This is a genomic window from Zhongshania aquimaris, from assembly GCF_019312595.1.
GTDB lineage: Bacteria > Pseudomonadota > Gammaproteobacteria > Pseudomonadales > Spongiibacteraceae > Spongiibacter > Spongiibacter aquimaris.
In genome coordinates this window covers 182,100-200,106 of sequence record NZ_JAHWDQ010000004.1, presented here as the reverse complement: position 1 = coordinate 200,106, position 18,007 = coordinate 182,100, and the positions used below count along the sequence as shown (strand labels likewise).

Annotated in this window: 16 protein-coding genes and 1 tRNA gene; 9 read left to right on the top strand and 8 right to left on the bottom strand. The window is 49.1% G+C overall.

Features of this window, described 5'->3' with window-relative positions:
* Positions 1 to 87 precede the first annotated feature (87 nt).
* Entirely contained in the window at positions 88 to 780 is a 693-nt protein-coding gene (locus KXJ70_RS15325; protein WP_219044405.1) for an IS6 family transposase, read from the bottom strand.
* Positions 781 to 1,207: 427 nt separating this feature from the next.
* Here KXJ70_RS15325 and KXJ70_RS15320 point away from each other — a divergent pair, with 427 nt between their 5' ends.
* The 5 genes from KXJ70_RS15320 (at position 1,208) to KXJ70_RS15300 (ending at position 7,807) form a co-directional block, all read left to right on the top strand.
* Complete coding sequence (locus KXJ70_RS15320; protein WP_219044404.1) at positions 1,208 to 1,795, top strand: RNA polymerase sigma factor; 588 nt, start codon at positions 1,208 to 1,210, stop codon at positions 1,793 to 1,795.
* Positions 1,796 to 1,862: 67 nt separating this feature from the next.
* Positions 1,863 to 2,924 carry a FecR family protein gene (locus KXJ70_RS15315; protein ID WP_219044403.1) on the top strand — a complete coding sequence of 354 codons (1,062 nt, stop codon included), beginning with the start codon at positions 1,863 to 1,865 and terminating at the stop codon, positions 2,922 to 2,924.
* Between the two features lie 508 nt (positions 2,925 to 3,432).
* Complete coding sequence (locus KXJ70_RS15310; protein WP_219044402.1) at positions 3,433 to 6,333, top strand: TonB-dependent receptor; 2,901 nt, start codon at positions 3,433 to 3,435, stop codon at positions 6,331 to 6,333.
* A 247-nt stretch (positions 6,334 to 6,580) separates the two neighbouring features.
* Positions 6,581 to 6,880: a hypothetical protein gene (locus KXJ70_RS15305; protein ID WP_219044401.1), complete on the top strand. Its 300-nt coding sequence runs from the start codon at positions 6,581 to 6,583 to the stop codon at positions 6,878 to 6,880.
* Positions 6,881 to 7,522: 642 nt separating this feature from the next.
* A complete protein-coding gene (locus KXJ70_RS15300) occupies positions 7,523 to 7,807 on the top strand; it encodes a hypothetical protein (protein WP_219044400.1) in 285 nt (94 codons plus the stop codon).
* A 577-nt stretch (positions 7,808 to 8,384) separates the two neighbouring features.
* On the opposite strand, the gene KXJ70_RS15295 is transcribed toward KXJ70_RS15300, so the two are convergent.
* Positions 8,385 to 8,461: transfer RNA gene (locus KXJ70_RS15295), tRNA-Met, on the bottom strand.
* Positions 8,462 to 8,668: 207 nt separating this feature from the next.
* Positions 8,669 to 8,932 (bottom strand): hypothetical protein, encoded by a 264-nt coding sequence (locus KXJ70_RS15290; protein WP_219044399.1) that lies wholly within the window; start codon positions 8,930 to 8,932, stop codon positions 8,669 to 8,671.
* Between the two features lie 184 nt (positions 8,933 to 9,116).
* Here KXJ70_RS15290 and KXJ70_RS15285 point away from each other — a divergent pair, with 184 nt between their 5' ends.
* A complete protein-coding gene (locus tag KXJ70_RS15285) occupies positions 9,117 to 10,625 on the top strand; it encodes a PQQ-dependent sugar dehydrogenase (protein WP_219044398.1) in 1,509 nt (502 codons plus the stop codon).
* A gap of 7 nt (positions 10,626 to 10,632) precedes the next feature.
* Here the strand turns inward: KXJ70_RS15285 and KXJ70_RS15280 are convergent, their stop codons facing one another.
* The 4 genes from KXJ70_RS15280 to KXJ70_RS15265 form a co-directional block, all read right to left on the bottom strand.
* Complete coding sequence (locus KXJ70_RS15280) at positions 10,633 to 11,487, bottom strand: SDR family NAD(P)-dependent oxidoreductase (RefSeq protein WP_219044397.1); 855 nt, start codon at positions 11,485 to 11,487, stop codon at positions 10,633 to 10,635.
* Positions 11,488 to 11,550: 63 nt separating this feature from the next.
* Positions 11,551 to 12,384, bottom strand: coding sequence for an SDR family NAD(P)-dependent oxidoreductase (locus KXJ70_RS15275; RefSeq protein ID WP_219044396.1), 834 nt, complete (start codon positions 12,382 to 12,384; stop codon positions 11,551 to 11,553).
* Positions 12,381 to 13,313, bottom strand: coding sequence for an alpha/beta hydrolase (locus tag KXJ70_RS15270; RefSeq protein WP_219044395.1), 933 nt, complete (start codon positions 13,311 to 13,313; stop codon positions 12,381 to 12,383). Before KXJ70_RS15270 ends, KXJ70_RS15275 begins: the two co-directional genes overlap by 4 nt.
* Positions 13,314 to 13,427: 114 nt before the next feature.
* Positions 13,428 to 13,934, bottom strand: a complete 507-nt coding sequence (locus KXJ70_RS15265) for a 2,4'-dihydroxyacetophenone dioxygenase family protein (protein ID WP_219044394.1) — start codon at positions 13,932 to 13,934, stop codon at positions 13,428 to 13,430.
* A gap of 126 nt (positions 13,935 to 14,060) precedes the next feature.
* On the opposite strand from KXJ70_RS15265, the gene KXJ70_RS15260 reads away from it, so the two are divergent.
* From KXJ70_RS15260 to KXJ70_RS15250, 3 genes are all read left to right on the top strand, one after another.
* A complete protein-coding gene (locus tag KXJ70_RS15260) occupies positions 14,061 to 15,080 on the top strand; it encodes a helix-turn-helix domain-containing protein (RefSeq protein WP_219044393.1) in 1,020 nt (339 codons plus the stop codon).
* Between the two features lie 134 nt (positions 15,081 to 15,214).
* Positions 15,215 to 15,790 carry a hypothetical protein gene (locus KXJ70_RS15255; RefSeq protein ID WP_219044392.1) on the top strand — a complete coding sequence of 192 codons (576 nt, stop codon included), beginning with the start codon at positions 15,215 to 15,217 and terminating at the stop codon, positions 15,788 to 15,790.
* A gap of 65 nt (positions 15,791 to 15,855) precedes the next feature.
* Entirely contained in the window at positions 15,856 to 16,623 is a 768-nt protein-coding gene (locus KXJ70_RS15250) for an MBL fold metallo-hydrolase (RefSeq protein ID WP_219044391.1), read from the top strand.
* Between the two features lie 34 nt (positions 16,624 to 16,657).
* Here the strand turns inward: KXJ70_RS15250 and KXJ70_RS15245 are convergent, their stop codons facing one another.
* Positions 16,658 to 17,932, bottom strand: a complete 1,275-nt coding sequence (locus KXJ70_RS15245; RefSeq protein ID WP_219044390.1) for an NADH:flavin oxidoreductase/NADH oxidase family protein — start codon at positions 17,930 to 17,932, stop codon at positions 16,658 to 16,660.
* Positions 17,933 to 18,007 lie beyond the last annotated feature (75 nt).

Sequence of the window (18,007 nt, the reverse complement as noted above, 5' to 3'; positions counted from 1 at the left end):
ACTTTCGAAGGTGTATTCGCTTTGTGACGCAGAGGTTGTGTCGCAAATATAGTATTCTTCGGCGAAAATCGACTATCAGTTTTCAGCTTACGCAGCTAAAGCGTAAAATTGGGCGGTGGGTGTCAATGCGCCCGCCAAATTTTTCTTCATTTGACCTTTCTTCAACATAGCAACTAGCTCAATTCCAGCCAAAGTACTTTGGGCGCAGTGAAAGCTTTTAAAACCTAGCATCGATCGTGTTATTCGCTTTATACGACGATGATCGGATTGCCGCACCACCTGCGCTACAACATTGTTAAGATATTTGCATTGACGGATTTTTACTCGTCGATGATTTTCTTGATTAAATCTATTGATTCCAGCTTTATTAGCTCCACTTTTATCTATGTTGATCATGCTAGGCTGACCATTACGACTGATGAATTTGTTAAGGAAACGCGCCGCTGCTTTGGTATCACGCTTGGCGGTGAGGAGAAAATCAACCGTATTCCCCTGCCTATCAACCGTGCGATTATAATATCTCCACTCACCCCTTACCTTGATGTATGTTTCGTCAAGTCGCCAGCGGCTGCCTGGTCGCTTCTTCTTTTGATGAAAGGTTTTTTCCAACTTTGATGCATAGTAAACAACCCATCGATTCAATGTACTATGGTCAACTTTCATGCCGCGCTCAGCCATCATCTCCTCAATGTTCCGGTAAATTAGTGAATAGGCGCAGTACCATCGGACGCACTGGAGGATAATGCATTTGGGAGCGTGCCGACCTTTGAAAGTGATCATACATGGCTCATATGGATATTTTGGAAATTCAATTCTAGCAAATAAGATATGGCTTCTGTTTTATGCGACAGAACCAAACGTCTTATTAATCGAAAGTGCTTGGAGGGCGGGATAAACTTAATTAAATTCACATATTTCTTAAGTAACACAGTTTATATCAGCTAAAGTCGAACGGCGACTTAGCGATCATTTAGTTATGTCATGGAGCAGGTGTTAACAAGTGTAAATCAAAGTACTCTTGAATAAGCCCGTAGCTGGCTTTCATTATTTCGGAGACATCATCCTACTCCGAATGGGGTAGAGCCTGGCCCCAAAAGTGCTGTCATAACTGCCACAATTGACAATCCTGCCATTATTGGTTCACGATAAAGTCTAAGCCAATGTAAAGCGCGATCATAATAATAAAACTCGGCGAGCCGTATTAACGATGTCCGAAAAGACTGTTCTACCCAAAGAGTTACTCGAACCAGTTGATGAGCTCAATGCTGATCTCGCTGGCATGGGTGACTTTGTGGAGCGTCTTTATAAAAAGCATTGGAAGGATCTTTGCCATTGGTTGCGCTGGCGCTACGGCGCTGGCCCACCAGACCCCGAAGATATCGCGCAAACGGCGTTTGTTAAGATTGCTGCAATGGACGACCACAGTAACATACTGAACCCCAAGGCGTTTTTATTTACAGTTGCGTCCAATACGGCGCTAAAGGGAATTCAGTGGCTAGCCCGCACCCAGCGCTATGTTGAAAATGAGTTGCACGAAGTTGGTCAAAATGTGGAAGATATTTCGCCCGACAGAGTCTATTCATCAAGGGAGCGATTTAACGCAGTGACAGAACAGATGGCACTGCTGAGCGATAAGCAGCAAGATTTGATATATCGGAGCCGAATTCTAGGCCAAAAGTACGACCAAATCAGCGCCGAAACCGGTTGGAGCATGGCAGATATTTCCCGTCAGCTAAAAGCGGCGTTAAGTACCATGCACACCGCCTTGGGCGAATACGAAAATGAGGGCAAGTAATGTACTTCAGTGTGGACGGCCATCATCAGCGGTACCAATCTTTAAGCGTAGAGTTTTTTAATAAACCATGAATACCGACCAGCAAATACTACAAGTGCCAAAACCGGGTGACGGATCTTGCGAAGATCAGGCAGACGCGTGGCTGGTATATTTGTATTCAGGTAAGAGCACAGCCGCCGCAGAAAAAGACTTCTCGGTATGGCTCAAATCGCCTGACAACGCCGCCGCGTACGCACGAGCTGAACAGCTGTGGCGGGATCTCGGTTTTGCCTTCCATCAAGATGATACCCAACTGAAGGTGCCAGAGCTGCGTGCGGCTGCCCCGGTTGTCGCGTTACCGACCCCGAAGCGTAAACCGTCAGCCGGCCCCATCATTGCGTGGGCAACGGCGGCAATGCTGCTCTTGGCTGTGGGTTTGTGGTGGTTACCAGCGACGCAAGCCCCAGTAGAATCACAGTATTACGCCACCAATATTGGCGAGGTCAAAGCATTAACATTGGCAGATGAATCCGTTATTACTTTAAGCGGTGACAGCCGCATTAGTGTCACCTTGGCTGCTCAAGAGCGCCGTATTGAGTTAATTCGTGGCCGTGCGTACTTCGATATTAGCTCTGACGCCACGCGACCTTTTACAGTGGAAGTGGCAAAAACAGACGTGCGCGTCGTTGGTACCGAATTCGATATTAGTAAAGGTCAAGCTGGGGTGCTCGTGTCAGTAACAGAAGGTGTGGTTAGTGTGCGTGATCGTAATGCCCCAATAGACGTAAGCGGACAGCAAGTGCAGCAGCAGTTGGTGGCGGGGCAGCGTGTAATAGCGGCGCTTGATGGCGTGCTTGGTGCGCCTGAGGAATTTAATCCACAAGATGTCATGGCGTGGCAGAGTGGGCAATTACGCTTTGTTGATGTTCCCTTGCGAGAGGTCGTAGAAGAAGTTAATCGCTACCGCAGTGACGATAAGAAGATTCGCTTAATGGGCGATGAGCTAGGTGAGTACCGCATAACGGCCAGCTTTAAGTCTGATAAAACTGACCAACTACTGTCTGGCTTAAAGGCCAGTTACACGCTGAATATTGCCAGCAGCCCGGTTGGCGTTATAGTGAAACCAGCCGCCAATAAAAATAACAAGTAGCCTCGCAATCCACTCTCCCAATGGTGCGCGGCCAATGTGCGCGTCAGCCTTATTCTAGAAATATTAAAGTAGAAAATATTAATAATCAGTTCGACGCCCCAGTCAAGTTGTCATCTAATTTTGATGGACGGTCGCCGGCAGATTTAATGTTTTTCATATTAATCGTAAAAAATGTTAACTTTTCTGGAAAAAATAGCAGGCTAAAGCATCTAGTTATTAGAAGTGCGTAATTTACAAGCACACTTCAAACAAGTATGCGCCTGCCCAACAACCACAATAAACAGGCAGGGGATCTGAGTAAGATAATAATAGAGAACGTTGCACGAGCGGGAATTTTGCTTGCTGACGAGGAAAGGGCGGACAGAGTGAGGGAGTTTATGTTTATAAATGACCGATTGAGTAGAGCCTGCCCCGCGAGCGGAGCGAGTGCTTTGGGTACGCTTTTGACGAAGCCACAGAGCAAAATAACTATTGTGCGAAGGTCTCTAATAACAGGAAACCAGCTCTTATGAAATTGATAAAGCCTGATCTAATTAACCGTTGGCAATGGGGTAGAAAGCCCCGTCTGGGTGCGTGCTCCATGCTCGCTGCCGCCAGCGTTCTTAGCGCCGCAAGTACCTTCGCCCAAGTAGAAAAATTCGATATCGATCTAAATTATCGCTTGCTAGAGAACGCACTTATCGAGCTCTCAAGGCAAACAGGCGCCGGGGTATTTGCAGCAGGTGAAAAGGTAAAAGCCATTCAAGTTACCCCGCTTAGCGGCAATATGAGCGTAGAAGAAGCCCTGGAAAAATTACTGCAAGGAACAGGTTTAAAATATGATAAAAATGACGACGGAAGTTATATAATTCAGGAATCACCCGAATCGTCATCGCCATCATCAAAGGAACAAACGCGTCGCGGTGTAGAGGAAGTTATTGTTACAGCACGTAAGCGCGAAGAATCCGTTCAAGATATTCCGATAGCTATAAGTGCTTTTTCGGCAGAAGATTTGCGAAACGCGGGTATCCGAAACCTTTCAGATATGGAGGGTATAGTGCCCGGCCTGAATATGGGAGGCGGTGGCAACGGCGTAAAGAAAGACAGTAATCCGTTTATTCGTGGCGTAGGGCAGCGTGAGACGAAAGTTACGCTGGATCCTGCGGTTGGAACCTATATTGACGGGATATATTTGGCCCGCACGCAAGGATCGCTGATTGATACTGTTGGGGTGGAAAGTGTGGAAGTGCTTCGAGGGCCACAGGGTACGCTTTTTGGTAAGAATACTACCGGTGGAGCTATAAACATTACGACAAAGAAGCCTCATCAGGATTTTGGCGCTAGCGTTGATGTTACTGTTGGTAACTATGGACGAAGTGATGCCGTGGTAATGATAAACGGCCCTTTGGTTGAGGAACAGTTGCTGGGAAGGTTGACGATTGGCGCTAAAAATAGCGATGGCTACTTCACAAATGTCGTTGACAATACTAAGTGGGGTGATGATAACCGCATTACTGCGATTGGTCAGCTTCGCTGGTATGCCAATAATGATCTAATGTTTGATTTCCTCGCTGAGCGTACAAAAGTACGTGAAACGCCGAGACCTCAAAAGTGTAAGTTCGCAAGAGATGATGGATTTTATTCTCAAATTGTCGAGAGCACCGACTTTAGGCGAATGGCGAACGGAAACCCTACATTTGGCGAGCTTTGTGCTGAATCTGAATCATTGCCAGATAATAAGTTTTCCAGTGATTTTTCGAAAAATAGTGAGGGTATTGGGAAGCAGGGGCGATATTGGGTAGATACAGCTACCTTAGGATTAACAGGAACTTGGGATATCGGTGATTTAGGAGCTGTAAACAACGCCCAGATTAAAAGCATTTCATCATGGCGAAAAGTCGATTTAATAGCCGATGAAGACTTGGATGGCGTCGGTGCTGAATATCTTCTACGAGTGCAGCCGAGCTTTACTGAGACCACTCAGATGTCTCAGGAATTTCAATTCACGGGTTCAACGCTAGATGACAGATTGTTTTTCAGCACGGGATTATATTATTTCGAAGAAGAAACACCTAAAGACGATATTATAAGGGCAGCAGGTTATGCGTGGGCGCCAAATCAGAATGGTAATGATTTTATAGTTTCCGCTAATGAACCCACGCTAGAGAGGTTGGAGACAGATAATTCCTCATTAGCATGGTACGGACAACTTGATTTCAATATAACAGAACAGCTAAAACTTACAGCTGGTTTACGTTATACAGAAGAGAAGCGATCAAGTACCTACAGTAAGGCCTATGCTAAACAGTCATCTTTGGGGTATGGAAATCGAACTGTTTCTTTACCGTATTTCTATGAATTTGATGGCTGCCCAACTGCATGTAATTTCAGGAATGATATGCCCGGTATGACATCTGTGTTTGATTGGGATTTTATTTCATTCGCTAGTGATTCGCTTTCAACTAATGATCGTGCATGGACTCCCTTGTTAAGTTTGCAGTATGTATTGGGGGATCTCAGTGAGCAGTTTGGTCTCGACGATGCAATGGCTTATATAACATATAGTGAAGGATTTCATGCCGGTGGAGTTACTGCGGGGGCTGTCGATGACGAGGCTGAGGATGTTACGTTTGAATTCGGTTCTGATGGCAGTGTAACCCTGGCTAGGACAAGTCCAGGTGCCGGCGCGGAAGATCCAATAACGTTTGATCCAGAAAAAGTAAAAAACTACGAAGTCGGTTTGAAGTTGCAAGCGATAGATAAGCGTGTGCAAGCTAATATGGCAGTCTTCTATATGGATTATACTGACATGCAGGTAACTAGTACTGCTAATCGTGCGGGTCTGCCGATACCATTTGTAGAGAATGTTGGTAGCTCTGTGATTTCTGGTTTTGAAGGGGAATTCATATTTCTGCCAACAAATAACTGGCGAATACTCGCTAATGCATCTTATACAAATGCAGATATGAAGGAATGGGAAGCGCAGAAGTTGATACTAAATGCATTTGACGGCTCAGTGAGTGAAATAGCCTCTGAGACTCGTGATGATGAGCCATTGCCTCGTGTGCCTCGTTGGCAAGCATATTTTATGAGCGATTACACTATACCTTTTAGTGATGGCTCTCTTATTACACCTTCTGTGTCAGCGCGGTATGTATCTGAAGTATATCATGGATTTGATCGCGGAAGCTTCCTCTACGGTAAAGATACGGTAACTTCTGATCCAGTGACGATGGTTGATGCAAGAGTGACCTATCTGTCACCCGACCAGCGTTTTGAAATTGCGCTTTGGGGTAAAAACCTCACCAATAAAACCGATTACCTAGTCGGTGGTATTCCGCTAGTAGATGTTACCGGCGCGATGGGGCAGGTCTACGCTAACCCCCGAACCTTCGGTCTCGAAATGACCTACCGCTTCGGCGCTGAGTAAACCCAATCAGAGTGACTTATGTTAGAGGTGGCATCGTGCCGGCGATGCCCTCCTCGTGACTCACCTAGGGTCATGCACCGTCACTCACCGAGCACTCCGGTGCACATAATCTCCCTTTGGTGCTTAAGTCCCTCCGCTTGAGCACCTTTTTTAAAAGGAGTCGTGCATGCAAATAATAAAAAGGTTTTGCTTACCTAGATAAAGCTGTCTATCGGACCATTAACAAAACTAACGTCGTACCGTACGAATGCCAAAATCACGACAAGCAAAGCGTCTTAAAAAAGCCAAGAACCGACGTTTGATAATGGAGTACTGGACAGACAAACCTATCCGTCAGTTCTGTCGCCATTTGTACCCGCGTTCGCTTCAGTGGATAGCCAAAGTGATTAGCGAGACGCCCAGTGGTGCAGTTGATGAATACACTTTTGTGCCCGACAAGGAGATGTTCTTGAATGAATTTCTCGGTTTTATAAACGATGAGCTTATCAATATTATAGAAGACGACGCCGTGAACTGCGGGATACGAGTTTACGTTAAAACAAAATAATAAAATGGCAGTTATTAGTTTAAAGCACAGGAAAAATAAACATGTCTGAATTTATTTTAAACAGAAATAGGCAAGATAATGGTGATTACGAAGTACACAATACCACGGCGGGGTGCTTGTACATGCCGTTTGAGCAAAACCAAATACCCTTGGGCTCGCACTTAACCTGTAGCGGCGCCATCACCCGAGCGAAAAACAACTATCCAAATCATCGAATTAATGGCTGTTACTACTGCTGCAACGCTTGCCATACGCGATGAAGTCGGAAGTCGGAGTGAATGCCTTTCGTCAGACCCTCGACGCAAGACCTCAGATGCCCTGTAGCGAATGCCTTTGCGTTGGACGTCAGCCCGAGACTTATAGATCCTCAATCAAGTTGAGGATGACGAGTGGAAGTTGAGGGTGATGGTAGTGCTCGTTGGGGGTGACGATGTGGTGAGTTGAGAAAGGCGTGGTTGTTAAGAATGACCGCCGTGGCCGTTGAGAGCGACGGACTCCCCCCAATCCGTCATGCCCGACCCCGATCGGGCATCCATATGAGCGAATGCGAATGCCTTTGCGTCCGCCGTCCGGCTCGACACGTGTTCCTCTATCGAACTGTGAAAGACCAATAAATAAAGTCTAAATAAAGCGAGAATAAATATGAAAAAAATGGCTACTTCCCTTATGTTGACTGCGCTGTTCAGTCACTCTGTGTGGGCGGTGGATTACACGGTTGATTATGACGTAGTGACCGACTTAGAAAAGATCCGCCCGCTTATTGAGCAGTGTTCAGACGTTACGGTATTAACACCCTATCGAGGTATGTTAAGCGGGGTTGAGGATTTGGAGTCCTTGCGCGGAATGCTGGAGCGGATTGATCTCGGCCGGTTTAATGGTTGCCCAGATGGCGTAATCGCAAATGGAATTGAGCGGCAGTCCGAATAAGCGAAAGGAGAGGAGGATTTGTTATAACATACGTCGGCAAAGAAGTTGTCGGCATGCCAAGAAAACGCAAGCGCAATTGCTCCCAATATGCCGCACCATTGTTGATTTGCACTGAAGTTTGAGCCAAATATCGCAATAATTTGCAGGGTGAGGTGACCTATTTCAAGAGTCAAAAATGGCAGTGCGTTCAATGAGCTATGGTTGGAATGGTGGGCCATCATTTCGTGCAACTGGTGGGACAATATAGGATGCAAATCTACAGCTATAAAAGAGATTTACCGTTCATCCAGTAACCCAGGGCCGGGCTTCATACTTGTTATTGTTGGGACGCTACCGCTTGAGCAAAGTATAAGTATTTCATGGTGCAATGATGCTGTGGTGCAGCTACCACTTTAGGTTGTGGCCCATCAACAGGGAGCTTTTCTCCTCGCGACCGAAGGTCATGCAGGCAGGAGTAGATTTATACTGAGGTGGCGCTTTGGGCACAGGGTGGGCACAGGGTGGGCACAGAGGTCCAAAACCAACAGACGAAAAAAAACGGCAAGCCAGTAAGTAACTGATTTGCCGTTCTTTTATTTGGTAGCGGGGGCAGGATTCGAACCTACGACCTTCGGGTTATGAGCCCGACGAGCTACCAGACTGCTCCACCCCGCAACTGATCTTTTGTCTTTTTCTCTAAGACAGGGCGCGCATTATAGGGAGGGAAATTCGCTATTGCAACCGCTTCTCGAAGATAAAACTAAAAAAGCCGACATTTATTGTTTTGCTTTGAAAAACAACAGCTTTAGATTCTCTTTCAACGTCCCGTCCCGTTTGTTGCTCGGTTTGGGGGTTCCCAAAATGCGCCACTTTTGGTGTTGCTTATTTCAGTGCGTCAGCTTCGCTGACCACGGGGCGGTCGGTTTTGGTGCCGCGCATGATGTTGCCTTCTGGCGGTGTGTTGCCATCCCAGTGGGCCAGCATAACGTGGTCATCGTGTACTTCCACTAATACGCCGACAAAGGGCATGTCCATCATGCTGCCTTCAACGCGGTAGCTAACAAGGTCGCCAGCTTTAAAGGTGTCGGGTTCAAAATTTAGGTCAAACGGGCATTTTTCGTCGCTTGAGCTACCCATATTCATCATGGTGTGTGGCCTCTTTCTTGTGGGTGGCAATAGTTGTTAGACGGAGGATTATAGCAATTATTGAGTATGTAGCTAGCGAAGCGCGGTGTTTCTCCGTAGTTCGTTGCCCTTCGCCAGTGCTATATATTTAGAGCTTATCAAGCTAGTCTGTGTCTTTCGACTTAGCTGATGAGAGTAAACAGCAATGAAAGTCCTGCGTTTTATTATCTATGTTGTGATTGTATTGATGGCAACACCATTTTTGCTGGTGCATTACGGCCCGCCCGGTGTGGCGACGACGTCAAAGGTCGCTTTACATGCCTTGGTGGGTTACGGCGGCGATGAGCCGGATGGCAATATTGTTCGTCGGCAATTGAGTGTCGCTGACGGCTATCGCTTAGATTTGTATGCGACGGGTCTTGGTAAGATTCGCTTTATGCATGTCACCGATGCGGGGGATATTTTGCTCACTCGCCCACGTAGCGGCGAGGTGCTGATTTTAAAAGCCGATACCAGTGGCGACGGATCGCCAGATGACATCCGGGTATTGCTAAGCGGTCTGACTCGTCCCCACGGCCTAGATTATGCCGATGGCTGGTTATATATCGCCGAATCCAATGGCGTTGCTAAAGTCGCGTTTGATGTTGAGTCTGGTGACATCAGAGGCGACATTTCGAGGGTGGTGACGGGGCTCGGCGATAAGGGCGGTCATTGGACTAAGACATTGCGCATTGGTACTGATGGCTGGTTGTATTTGAGTTCGGGCTCAACCTGTAATGTTTGCGAGGAGACGGATCCTCAGCGCGCAACGATTATGCGGTTTAAGCCAGATGGAAGTGAGCTTGAGGTGCATGCAAGTGGTTTGCGCAACAGTGTTGGTATGGACTGGTCGCCATGGAGCAATGAGTTGTTTGCAACAGACAACGGTCGAGATTTGCTCGGGGATGATTTTCCACCGTGTGAGTTAAATAATATTGTGGCGGGTGGGTTTTACGGCTGGCCCTATGTCAACGCATCTACCCCTGATCCCGATTTGGGTGACAAGCTGCCCAGTGATTTGCCGGCGAACCGGCCGCCAGCTCATGAATTTAGAGCTCACAACGCGCCTCTGGGCATTCGTTTTATACGGCATAGCAAGCTGGCGGGATTTGAGCGCAGCGCGCTAGTCGCCTTGCATGGCTCATGGAATCGCAGCATACCCGATGGTTATAAAGTTGTTTCCCTGCAATGGCAGCCCGATGGCACGATTGTCGAAAGCGATTTTGTCACTGGATTTTTGCAAGACGGAAAATTACTGGGGCGCCCGGTAGACGTTGCTGAAGCTCGCGATGGCAGTATTTTTATTTCTGATGATTACTCTGGCTCTATTTATCGCGTGGTTCCTGCCGACGGCGCTGAGTCGTCATTTAGCCTGACCTCAACGGTGAAAGCACCGGACGCGAATGTCGGGGTGTTGGATGCTTACGACGCAACCCAGCGAGCAGCCTTAGTCTCGCAGGGGGAGGCGCTTTATCAGCAATTTAATTGTGTGGGCTGTCATGTTCCGCAGACGGCAAATGCGCTGATCGCTCTGCATAAGCGTTACAATGCGGCGAGTCTGACGGATTTCTTTAGCGCGCCAACACCGCCCATGCCCGCTTTTCCCTTGAGCGCGGAGCAGCGAGAGGCTTTGGCGGTGTACTTGTTTGATCGTGAATTAACGTCGGCGAAATAAGTCTTGCTTAGCGGTCTTGTGTGTCGTTTTCTGTCCGTCGGACAATGGCTTGCAAGTCGCTGCGGCGATCAAACATGCGGTCTGTATACATATTGAGCAGACCGCGTAAGGCCGCAAAGGGCGCCCAGCGTTTTGGCACAATAATGCGTGGCGCACGTTTAGCTAATCCTTGCGTAACTGCCAATGCAACCACCTCGGGCGTGATCAACTGCCGGAGCGGGGCGGGAAATACCTTTTCAATTAATTCAGACGCGTGGGGGTTGGCGCCGAAGGCAACACGGGTCATCGGCGTTTTTATCCACCCTGGGTAAAGTACGGTGGCGGTGGCGCCTGTGCCAGCCAGCTCTGCGCGCAGGGCGCGACCAAAGCTTTCCACTCCGGCTTTAGACATGGCATAGGGCGCATTGATGACGCCATTGCCAAAGGCATAAACGGAGGACGTGACTAGCACTTGTCCCTTGGCCTTCATGATTTCTGGCAGTGCCGCGCGGACTGTTCGCCAAACGCCTAGCAGGTCAATTTCGATAATGCGTTCAAATTCGATTTCATCTGCGCTGGCAATGGTTTTGGGGGTTTGCCAAGCTACACCGGCATTGGCAAAGACGATATCGAGGCGATTAAACTTTTCAACCGCCTTGGCGACCAGCACTTTGCTTGCTTCTAGGTCAGTTACATCTAGGGTGTGCCACATGACGCGACTGGCGTCGAATTCGGCGGCGAGCTTTTCTAGTGCATCGGAGCCAAGGTCGGTCAGCACCAGACTGGCTCCCTGACGATAAAATTCGCGCGCGCTGGCAGCGCCAATACCGCCTGTTGCGCCGGTAATAAAAATAACTTTTTTATTAAAATCGTAATTAGCCATGATGGTATTCCGTCGCCGTTATTGCTTACTAGTAGGGGTATTTTGATTAATGAGTAAAAGAAATTAATTTGTGTCAGTAAACGCTGTGGCCCTGCGCACGCTGGCATCTTTAAAGCCGATGCGTTCAATAAATTTACGAAATAGCCCAGGGGCATTGGCAATGAGTCGGTTGACCCGTGGCACAGTGGTTATCTCTGCGCGGGTCTCTATGGCAAGCACGGCGGCGCTAACAACGTCGTCTAGACTGACGGTTTTAAAAGGGAATTTTTGATGGCTCCCCCACAGTGCCGTGCCAGCATCATTGTCAGAGATGGTGTCTAGTAGCGGCGTTTTGAAAAATGTGGGGTGCAAAGTGCCGACGGCCACCTCGTGTTGGCGAAGCTCTAGACGCACACTATTGCAGAGCGCCCACACGCCGGCTTTGCTTGCGGTATACGAGGCTTGTAGCGGAGAGTGTACAAAAGCCGCCATAGATGAAATGGCGAGTAAATAGCCGCGACTTGCTTTTACATGACTTAGCGATGCACGAAAGGTGCGCCATACACCGTTAAGATTGATATCAATGACGCGCTCAAAATGATCGCTGCCCTCAGCGCTGAGGGGTTCAATTAAATCGATACCCGCATTGGCAATCACCACATCTATGCGGCCAAAAAATGCGGCCGCTGAATCTATTGCGTGCCGCATGCTATCCACATCACAGACATTGGCGTGCCAGGTTTTTGCACGCAGTGGGTCGGGGTAGTTTGCGAGCTGGCGGGCTAAGGCAGCGTCATCTATATCGAGCAGTGCGAGCTTTGCTCCGCGCTCATACAGCGTCTTGCATAACGCGGCGCCAAAACCGCCGCTGGCGCCGGTAATGGCGATGACTTTGTCGTGCAGGGCATTCTTGCTCACAGTTTCATTCCCCGCGCGTTGTGCAGGGCGTCGTGGTAGAAGGCCAGTTGGTCAGCAATGCCAATATCGAAGTCCTTGCCAGTATAAATGTCAAAGTGGCCGATATCATATTGTTTAAGCGTGGCAGTGTTAGGCATGAGTTTGGCCATTTTGATCGCCGCTTTAGCGGGCGCGACGGTGTCTTTATTGCAGACTTGAATTAGCGCAGGGCAGCGAATCTTTTTCGCTTTGCTAATCGGGCGATACAAGGACAACACTAATACGGTGCGGGCGCTCATTTCATTGCGCCAGCCGGGGTTGGTGATGGCGTGATAGCCGCTGAGCGCGTCGTGACTAGTCATGGCGGCGAGTGCGCCGGGCTCGGCAATGAGGGGAATATAAAGAGGGCTCATGCCGAGTGTTGCACGGGCCTGATCAATTAAGCCGCAGCTGCTTAGTTTGCTTAAGTGAACTGGACCGGCGTATTTTAAAATTTCTAAGCTGGCGGCGCGGCCGTCGACCATTGGGCCCTGGGCCGAGACAGCTAATAGGCGCTGATCTTCTGCCGCAATACTGAGTACATGACCGCCTGAGAATGACGTTCCCCACAATATGATCTGCTCGGCATTCACGCCTTTCAGCTGACGGGCAAAGTCGATGGCGGCACGCCAGTCCTTGAGCTGATCGCTGACTTTTAGCAGTTGGCGGGGTTCGCCGTCGCTATCGCCAAAATAGCGATAATCAAAAACAAGGACGTGATAACCCTCGGCCGAAAAGCGCTCGGCGTAGGGGGCGAGGCCACATTCGCGGGTGCCACCCAAGCCGTGGGCCATTACTATGCAGGCGCTGTTTTCCTGGTCTGACTGGCTAGGGTAGTGCCAGGCGCTGCAGCGTGTTCCCTCGCTATCAAATTCCACATTAAAACGTGTGGGATTGGTGTGTGTCGTCATGAGTCACTCCCAAGCTGATTATTGTTTTTGCCCAGCATGCTTACCTTGCGATACCGCACTGCATGCGGCTCCTTAAAATGCAATGGTGTGTCGGCTGCCTTGCCTATAATGCACTTATTTGTCGGAATATCCCGCACTCTGTTTAGGTTTTATATAGCGAGGGGTTGTTACTCCCTGAGCGGCGCAAGTTTCTTGTAATGTTTTTTCAATCCATCCGGCGTCCATAATGTTGAGGAAATTACCCTCGCCATCAAAATTGATATTCGCGCCGGAAACCACCATAAAGCCGTCTGCGCCACCGCCATCCTCTGGACAGTGGAAGGTGTGTATAGAACCGCCGGGCTCATACAAATAACTGCCTGCTGTTTGCTTTTGGTCGGGGTATTCCACGTAGTGCCAGCAGCCAGACAAGGTGTAAAAGTGCACCGTACCGGTATGGAAATGCATAGGCAGTGTGACACCGGGGGCGAATTTAACCCGCAGCACCCAGAGGCCGTTTTCAGTATCTAGAAATAAGGGGTTAATAGTCAGTCCCGGAATCGCATCGCTTACTGGGGGCTGCTTGTTGGTGTCGATGGTTAGCAGTGTGTCTTGATGGTTAACAACATCTGGCAGGCTCATAGGGCGCTCCGAATTATTATGTGGCCAAGTGATGGCTACAATATAGAAGGTGATTGCGCCACTCGCTTGACTTATTGCGAACAATAGTTGATTTTTTACGAACCTTCTTCTGTGGAATGTTTTGCTATGTCGTTGATTCGCAGTGGCGCTATTGCCGGCTTTTCTGCTTTGGTAAGCCGCTATGAAGTAAATCCCGTGGACTTGTTGACGCGGGTGGGCTTGAGCAGTGCGCAGCTTCGGGATCCAAATAATTATATTGCCTACAGCCAAGTGGCTCGTTTATTAGAGTTAGCGGCGGAGTCATGTGGTCAAATGTTATTTGGGCTGCTGCTGGCGCAGCGTCAAACCTCTACGGTATTGGGCGATATTGCTCTGGGTTGGTCACAGCAACCAACCATGCAGGCGGCAATTGATAAAGCTAGTCAGCAACTCTATTTGCATGTACGAGGTTTGGAACTGCAGCAACGCATTGAGGGCGATATGCTGCGATTCGAGTTTGCCTTTATGGTGGGCAGCCATCGCGGTATTCAGCAGCTTATTCAGCTGAGTTACGGGCATCTGTGCAATTTTATTGACGAGTTGGTGGGGGCAGAAAGCAGGGAGTTGCAGCTGTCGCTGCACCAATCTGCCGGTGAGCAAGACCTTGTGTCGCTGCTGCCGCGCTACGCATCGCGGCTGTTGTTCGGGGCAGCAGACAATTTTATTAAGGTACCGTTGCGGTGGGGAGCACGTAAACCCCATGTTGATACGGCGTTGTTGGCAGAGCATTTTCGTCTTTATGTCAGCAACCTTGAACAAAGTTATCCAGACAGTGTGAGCGATAGAATTAAAAGCGTTCTTGGTCGGTTGCTGCGCAGTGGAGATTGTAGCGTGACGAGGGTGGCTGCAGTATTAGATTTACAGCCTAGGGTATTGCAAAAGCGTCTAGCGGCGCAGGGGATGACTTATTCAAGTTTGCTGCGTGAAACACGCCAGCAAATAGCAGAACAATATCTGGCTAATAATGCCATGTCCGTGACGGAATTGGCGCTCAACCTAGGCTACGCAGAGGTGGCGGTGTTCAGTCGCCACTTCAAACAGTGGACAGGGTTGTCACCGCGACAGTGGCAGCGTCAGCGGCAGAAGAATACTAGCTACAACCGATAGCTGTATAACATGTGCAGTTCCGCGGGCGTTGACTCTCTAGTTGGTAAAAAGGATAGTGAGTCGCAGTCCAATAATTGGCCTGCAATGTGCAGGTTTATGCCAATGTGTTTTGTATAAATTCTATGGAGTGGGTGATGAAGTCGGTATTTCTATTCGTGGTAACTGCATTTTTAATTGCCTGTGCGGGCAATGAGACGGTGGTCTATTCCAATGGCTTCAGTTTTTCGAAATATGAATACGTGGTGATTGAAGGCGATGACAATAGTGCGGCCTATGGCTTGGACGTCGCGTTTGGCAATATTATTTCCGACTACCATTTAGCGGTGGTGGGGTCTAAGGAATACGACAACCTTCCCTATGCAGAAAAGAAACGCGTATTGGGCGCGCGAGTGTCGGTCAATGGGGATAGTGACCGTATTGTGATGGGTATTGCATTTCAAGACTATATTACTGGCCGCACAGTAGCCAGTATGGGCTCGTCGGAAAAAGGCGATGTGTTCGATAAAGGCGATAGAGAGGAAGTTTTCCAGTTAGTGATGAGATCGGTTACCACCGCTATTAATGCTGATCGGGAGCAGGCATTAGCGACTAGTTCTTCAGCCGTCGCTGCGCCTGCACCGGCGCCCGCCGCAGAGGTGCCGCCAAGCACAGTTAATGATCAAGAGCCTGAATACAAGCCCTATACATTGACGCCGGATTTTTCTGAATAGCGGAATTGTGTCCAGAATAAAAATAGTTTTTAACACATTTTAATAAGAACAATTAGGTTCTTTATATGAAGATTCACCAGGTCAAAACGCGCTTATCAAATAGCTATGTAATTGAAGAAATACATCATGGTGAGCCGGTATTATTCGTCGTTGATGTGGCGGTCGCCTGTCATCGCTACGTTCTTGGATTTATCGAATCAGACTTAAAGTATCCGATCAATAGCGTTAAAGCAGTTGCCTTCACCCATGATGATCCAGATCACTTTGGCGGTGTACTGGCGCTGTCTGCGCTCTGTGGTGCCGCTGTTTTTTCGCCGTATGCCTCGCGTCGCAGCATGCACAAATTCTTCAATGATCCCGCTGGGGTGCTAACGCGTATCGGCACCAGCACTCGTGAACTCTTTAGAGCGCGCTCGCGGGCGATGTATTTAAATCGCTCTCGAGATAAGGCCGCTCGTGAAGCACCTAAATTTATTGGCGGCTCATCTAGCGGTATCGATAACGTTGCTGAGATACGTAGATTGAAAAATAATGACAGCGTGCCAGGCTTTGCTGAATGGACACTGTTACATACCCCCGGCCATTCTTGGGATTCCTGCTGTTTCTACCACTCTTCTAGTAAAAGCATTATCACTGGAGACACCCTGCTTGGTAGCGGGCCACAACAGCGAGTGGTTGTGCCCGCTATTTATGCTAATCGTAAACAAATGCAGGGGACGCTAGGACGTTTGGCCGCACTCGACATTGAGCATATTTACCCCGGTCACGGCAGTGTTATTTCTAACTCGATGGCTATCGCAAATGAGGCGCGTGCTTTCTCTGCAGGGGTATAGCTCACCCCTCTCAGAAGATTTACTCAACGGCTGTTTATACGGTTCGCAATAATTTCACGCGTTTTGTGGCCATGCGCCGCTCTGCCAGCATGTGTTTAAGCATGACCCGTAATAAACCCGTATGGGTATTAGGTTCACGACCTTCGGCCAAATCAATTATCTGACGGTAGTACCATTGGGTGGCGGCGCCAAAATTGAGGGTGCGGATTGTTTGATTGCTGCTTTTGGGGCCGAACCAGCCGGCCCCAAGTCGCAGTTCCTTCTCCCAATTTGGGAGGCTGGGGCTTTGGCCGTCGAGCAGCGGTTTGATGTCAGGCTGGCTGCACAGCGGGCGACCAATACCAACGACGTCCAAGGCGCCGCTGTCGAGTGCTTGCTGCATGGCGGCGTGGCTGCGAAAACCGCCAGTGATGGCTAGCGGTATACGGGTGACCTTGCGAATACCTTCGGCGTACTTGAGAAAATACGCTTCGCGGTGTTGGCTTGAGCCGGCAGCCGTGTCGTCAGTGTCGTCGCCCATTAGCGCTAGCTTTTCGTAGGTGCCACCTGAAATTTCTAATAAATCGATGCCCGCATCAGATAGCCACTCGGCAACTTGCAAGCTGTCTTCGTGACTAAATCCACCTTTGGAGAAGTCGGCGGAATTTAATTTTACGGAGATCGCAAAACTCGGACCGACGGCATCGCGCACAGCGGCTACGGTGTCTAATAGAAAGCGCGCTCGATTTTCCAGTGAGCCACCCCATTGGTCGCCGCGGGTATTTGCCAGTGGCGATAAAAACTGGCTGATCAAATAGCCGTGGGCGGCGTGTATTTGCACCCCGGTAAATCCGGTGGCCTTAGCTGTGGCGGCTACTTTGGCGTAACGATTTATGGTCTGCTTGATGTCGATCTCGGTCATGGGTTTGGGGCGACCGAACATGCCAATTAGATCTATGCCGACATCTGAGGGGGCAAGTGGTTGGGCAGATACTTGGCGTTGGCACTGTCGCCCCGGATGATTTATCTGCATCCACAATTGATTATTTGCCGAGGTGCCGGCTTTCGCCCAGTCCTGTAGGGCGGCTTCGCCACCGTTGCCATCAATCACCACATTGCCAGGGCGCTCAAGAAAGCGGCGGTCTACCATGACGTTGCCGGTGACCAATGTTCCCGTGCCGCCTTCGGCCCAGCGCGCGTATAGCGCCGATAAGCGCGGTGTCGCTTGGTCATTGAGGTTGGCCAGGCCTTCGGTCATGGCTGATTTTAAAAGGCGATTGGGCAGCGTCACGCCACAGGGTAGTTGCAGTGGCTCGTTTAGGCTTGGCATGGGCTTGTCCTGAGAGTTGTTATTGTTTTTGCCGTAATTTAAGAGGCAAGGTATTTATACACATTAATGTGTGTC

What these genes read in the sequence shown, in the direction of transcription:
- KXJ70_RS15285 (WP_219044398.1), top strand. Translation starts at nt 9,117, where the DNA reads ATGAAAGTCCTGCGTTTTATTATCTATGTTGTGATTGTATTGATGGCA.
- KXJ70_RS15265 (WP_219044394.1), bottom strand. Translation starts at nt 13,934, where the DNA reads ATGAGCCTGCCAGATGTTGTTAACCATCAAGACACACTGCTAACCATC.
- KXJ70_RS15255 (WP_219044392.1), top strand. Translation starts at nt 15,215, where the DNA reads ATGAAGTCGGTATTTCTATTCGTGGTAACTGCATTTTTAATTGCCTGT.
- KXJ70_RS15320 (WP_219044404.1), top strand. Translation starts at nt 1,208, where the DNA reads ATGTCCGAAAAGACTGTTCTACCCAAAGAGTTACTCGAACCAGTTGAT.
- KXJ70_RS15260 (WP_219044393.1), top strand. Translation starts at nt 14,061, where the DNA reads ATGTCGTTGATTCGCAGTGGCGCTATTGCCGGCTTTTCTGCTTTGGTA.
- KXJ70_RS15280 (WP_219044397.1), bottom strand. Translation starts at nt 11,487, where the DNA reads ATGGCTAATTACGATTTTAATAAAAAAGTTATTTTTATTACCGGCGCA.
- KXJ70_RS15245 (WP_219044390.1), bottom strand. Translation starts at nt 17,932, where the DNA reads ATGCCAAGCCTAAACGAGCCACTGCAACTACCCTGTGGCGTGACGCTG.
- KXJ70_RS15300 (WP_219044400.1), top strand. Translation starts at nt 7,523, where the DNA reads ATGAAAAAAATGGCTACTTCCCTTATGTTGACTGCGCTGTTCAGTCAC.
- KXJ70_RS15270 (WP_219044395.1), bottom strand. Translation starts at nt 13,313, where the DNA reads ATGACGACACACACCAATCCCACACGTTTTAATGTGGAATTTGATAGC.
- KXJ70_RS15315 (WP_219044403.1), top strand. Translation starts at nt 1,863, where the DNA reads ATGAATACCGACCAGCAAATACTACAAGTGCCAAAACCGGGTGACGGA.
- KXJ70_RS15305 (WP_219044401.1), top strand. Translation starts at nt 6,581, where the DNA reads ATGCCAAAATCACGACAAGCAAAGCGTCTTAAAAAAGCCAAGAACCGA.
- KXJ70_RS15310 (WP_219044402.1), top strand. Translation starts at nt 3,433, where the DNA reads ATGAAATTGATAAAGCCTGATCTAATTAACCGTTGGCAATGGGGTAGA.
- KXJ70_RS15250 (WP_219044391.1), top strand. Translation starts at nt 15,856, where the DNA reads ATGAAGATTCACCAGGTCAAAACGCGCTTATCAAATAGCTATGTAATT.
- KXJ70_RS15290 (WP_219044399.1), bottom strand. Translation starts at nt 8,932, where the DNA reads ATGATGAATATGGGTAGCTCAAGCGACGAAAAATGCCCGTTTGACCTA.
- KXJ70_RS15325 (WP_219044405.1), bottom strand. Translation starts at nt 780, where the DNA reads ATGATCACTTTCAAAGGTCGGCACGCTCCCAAATGCATTATCCTCCAG.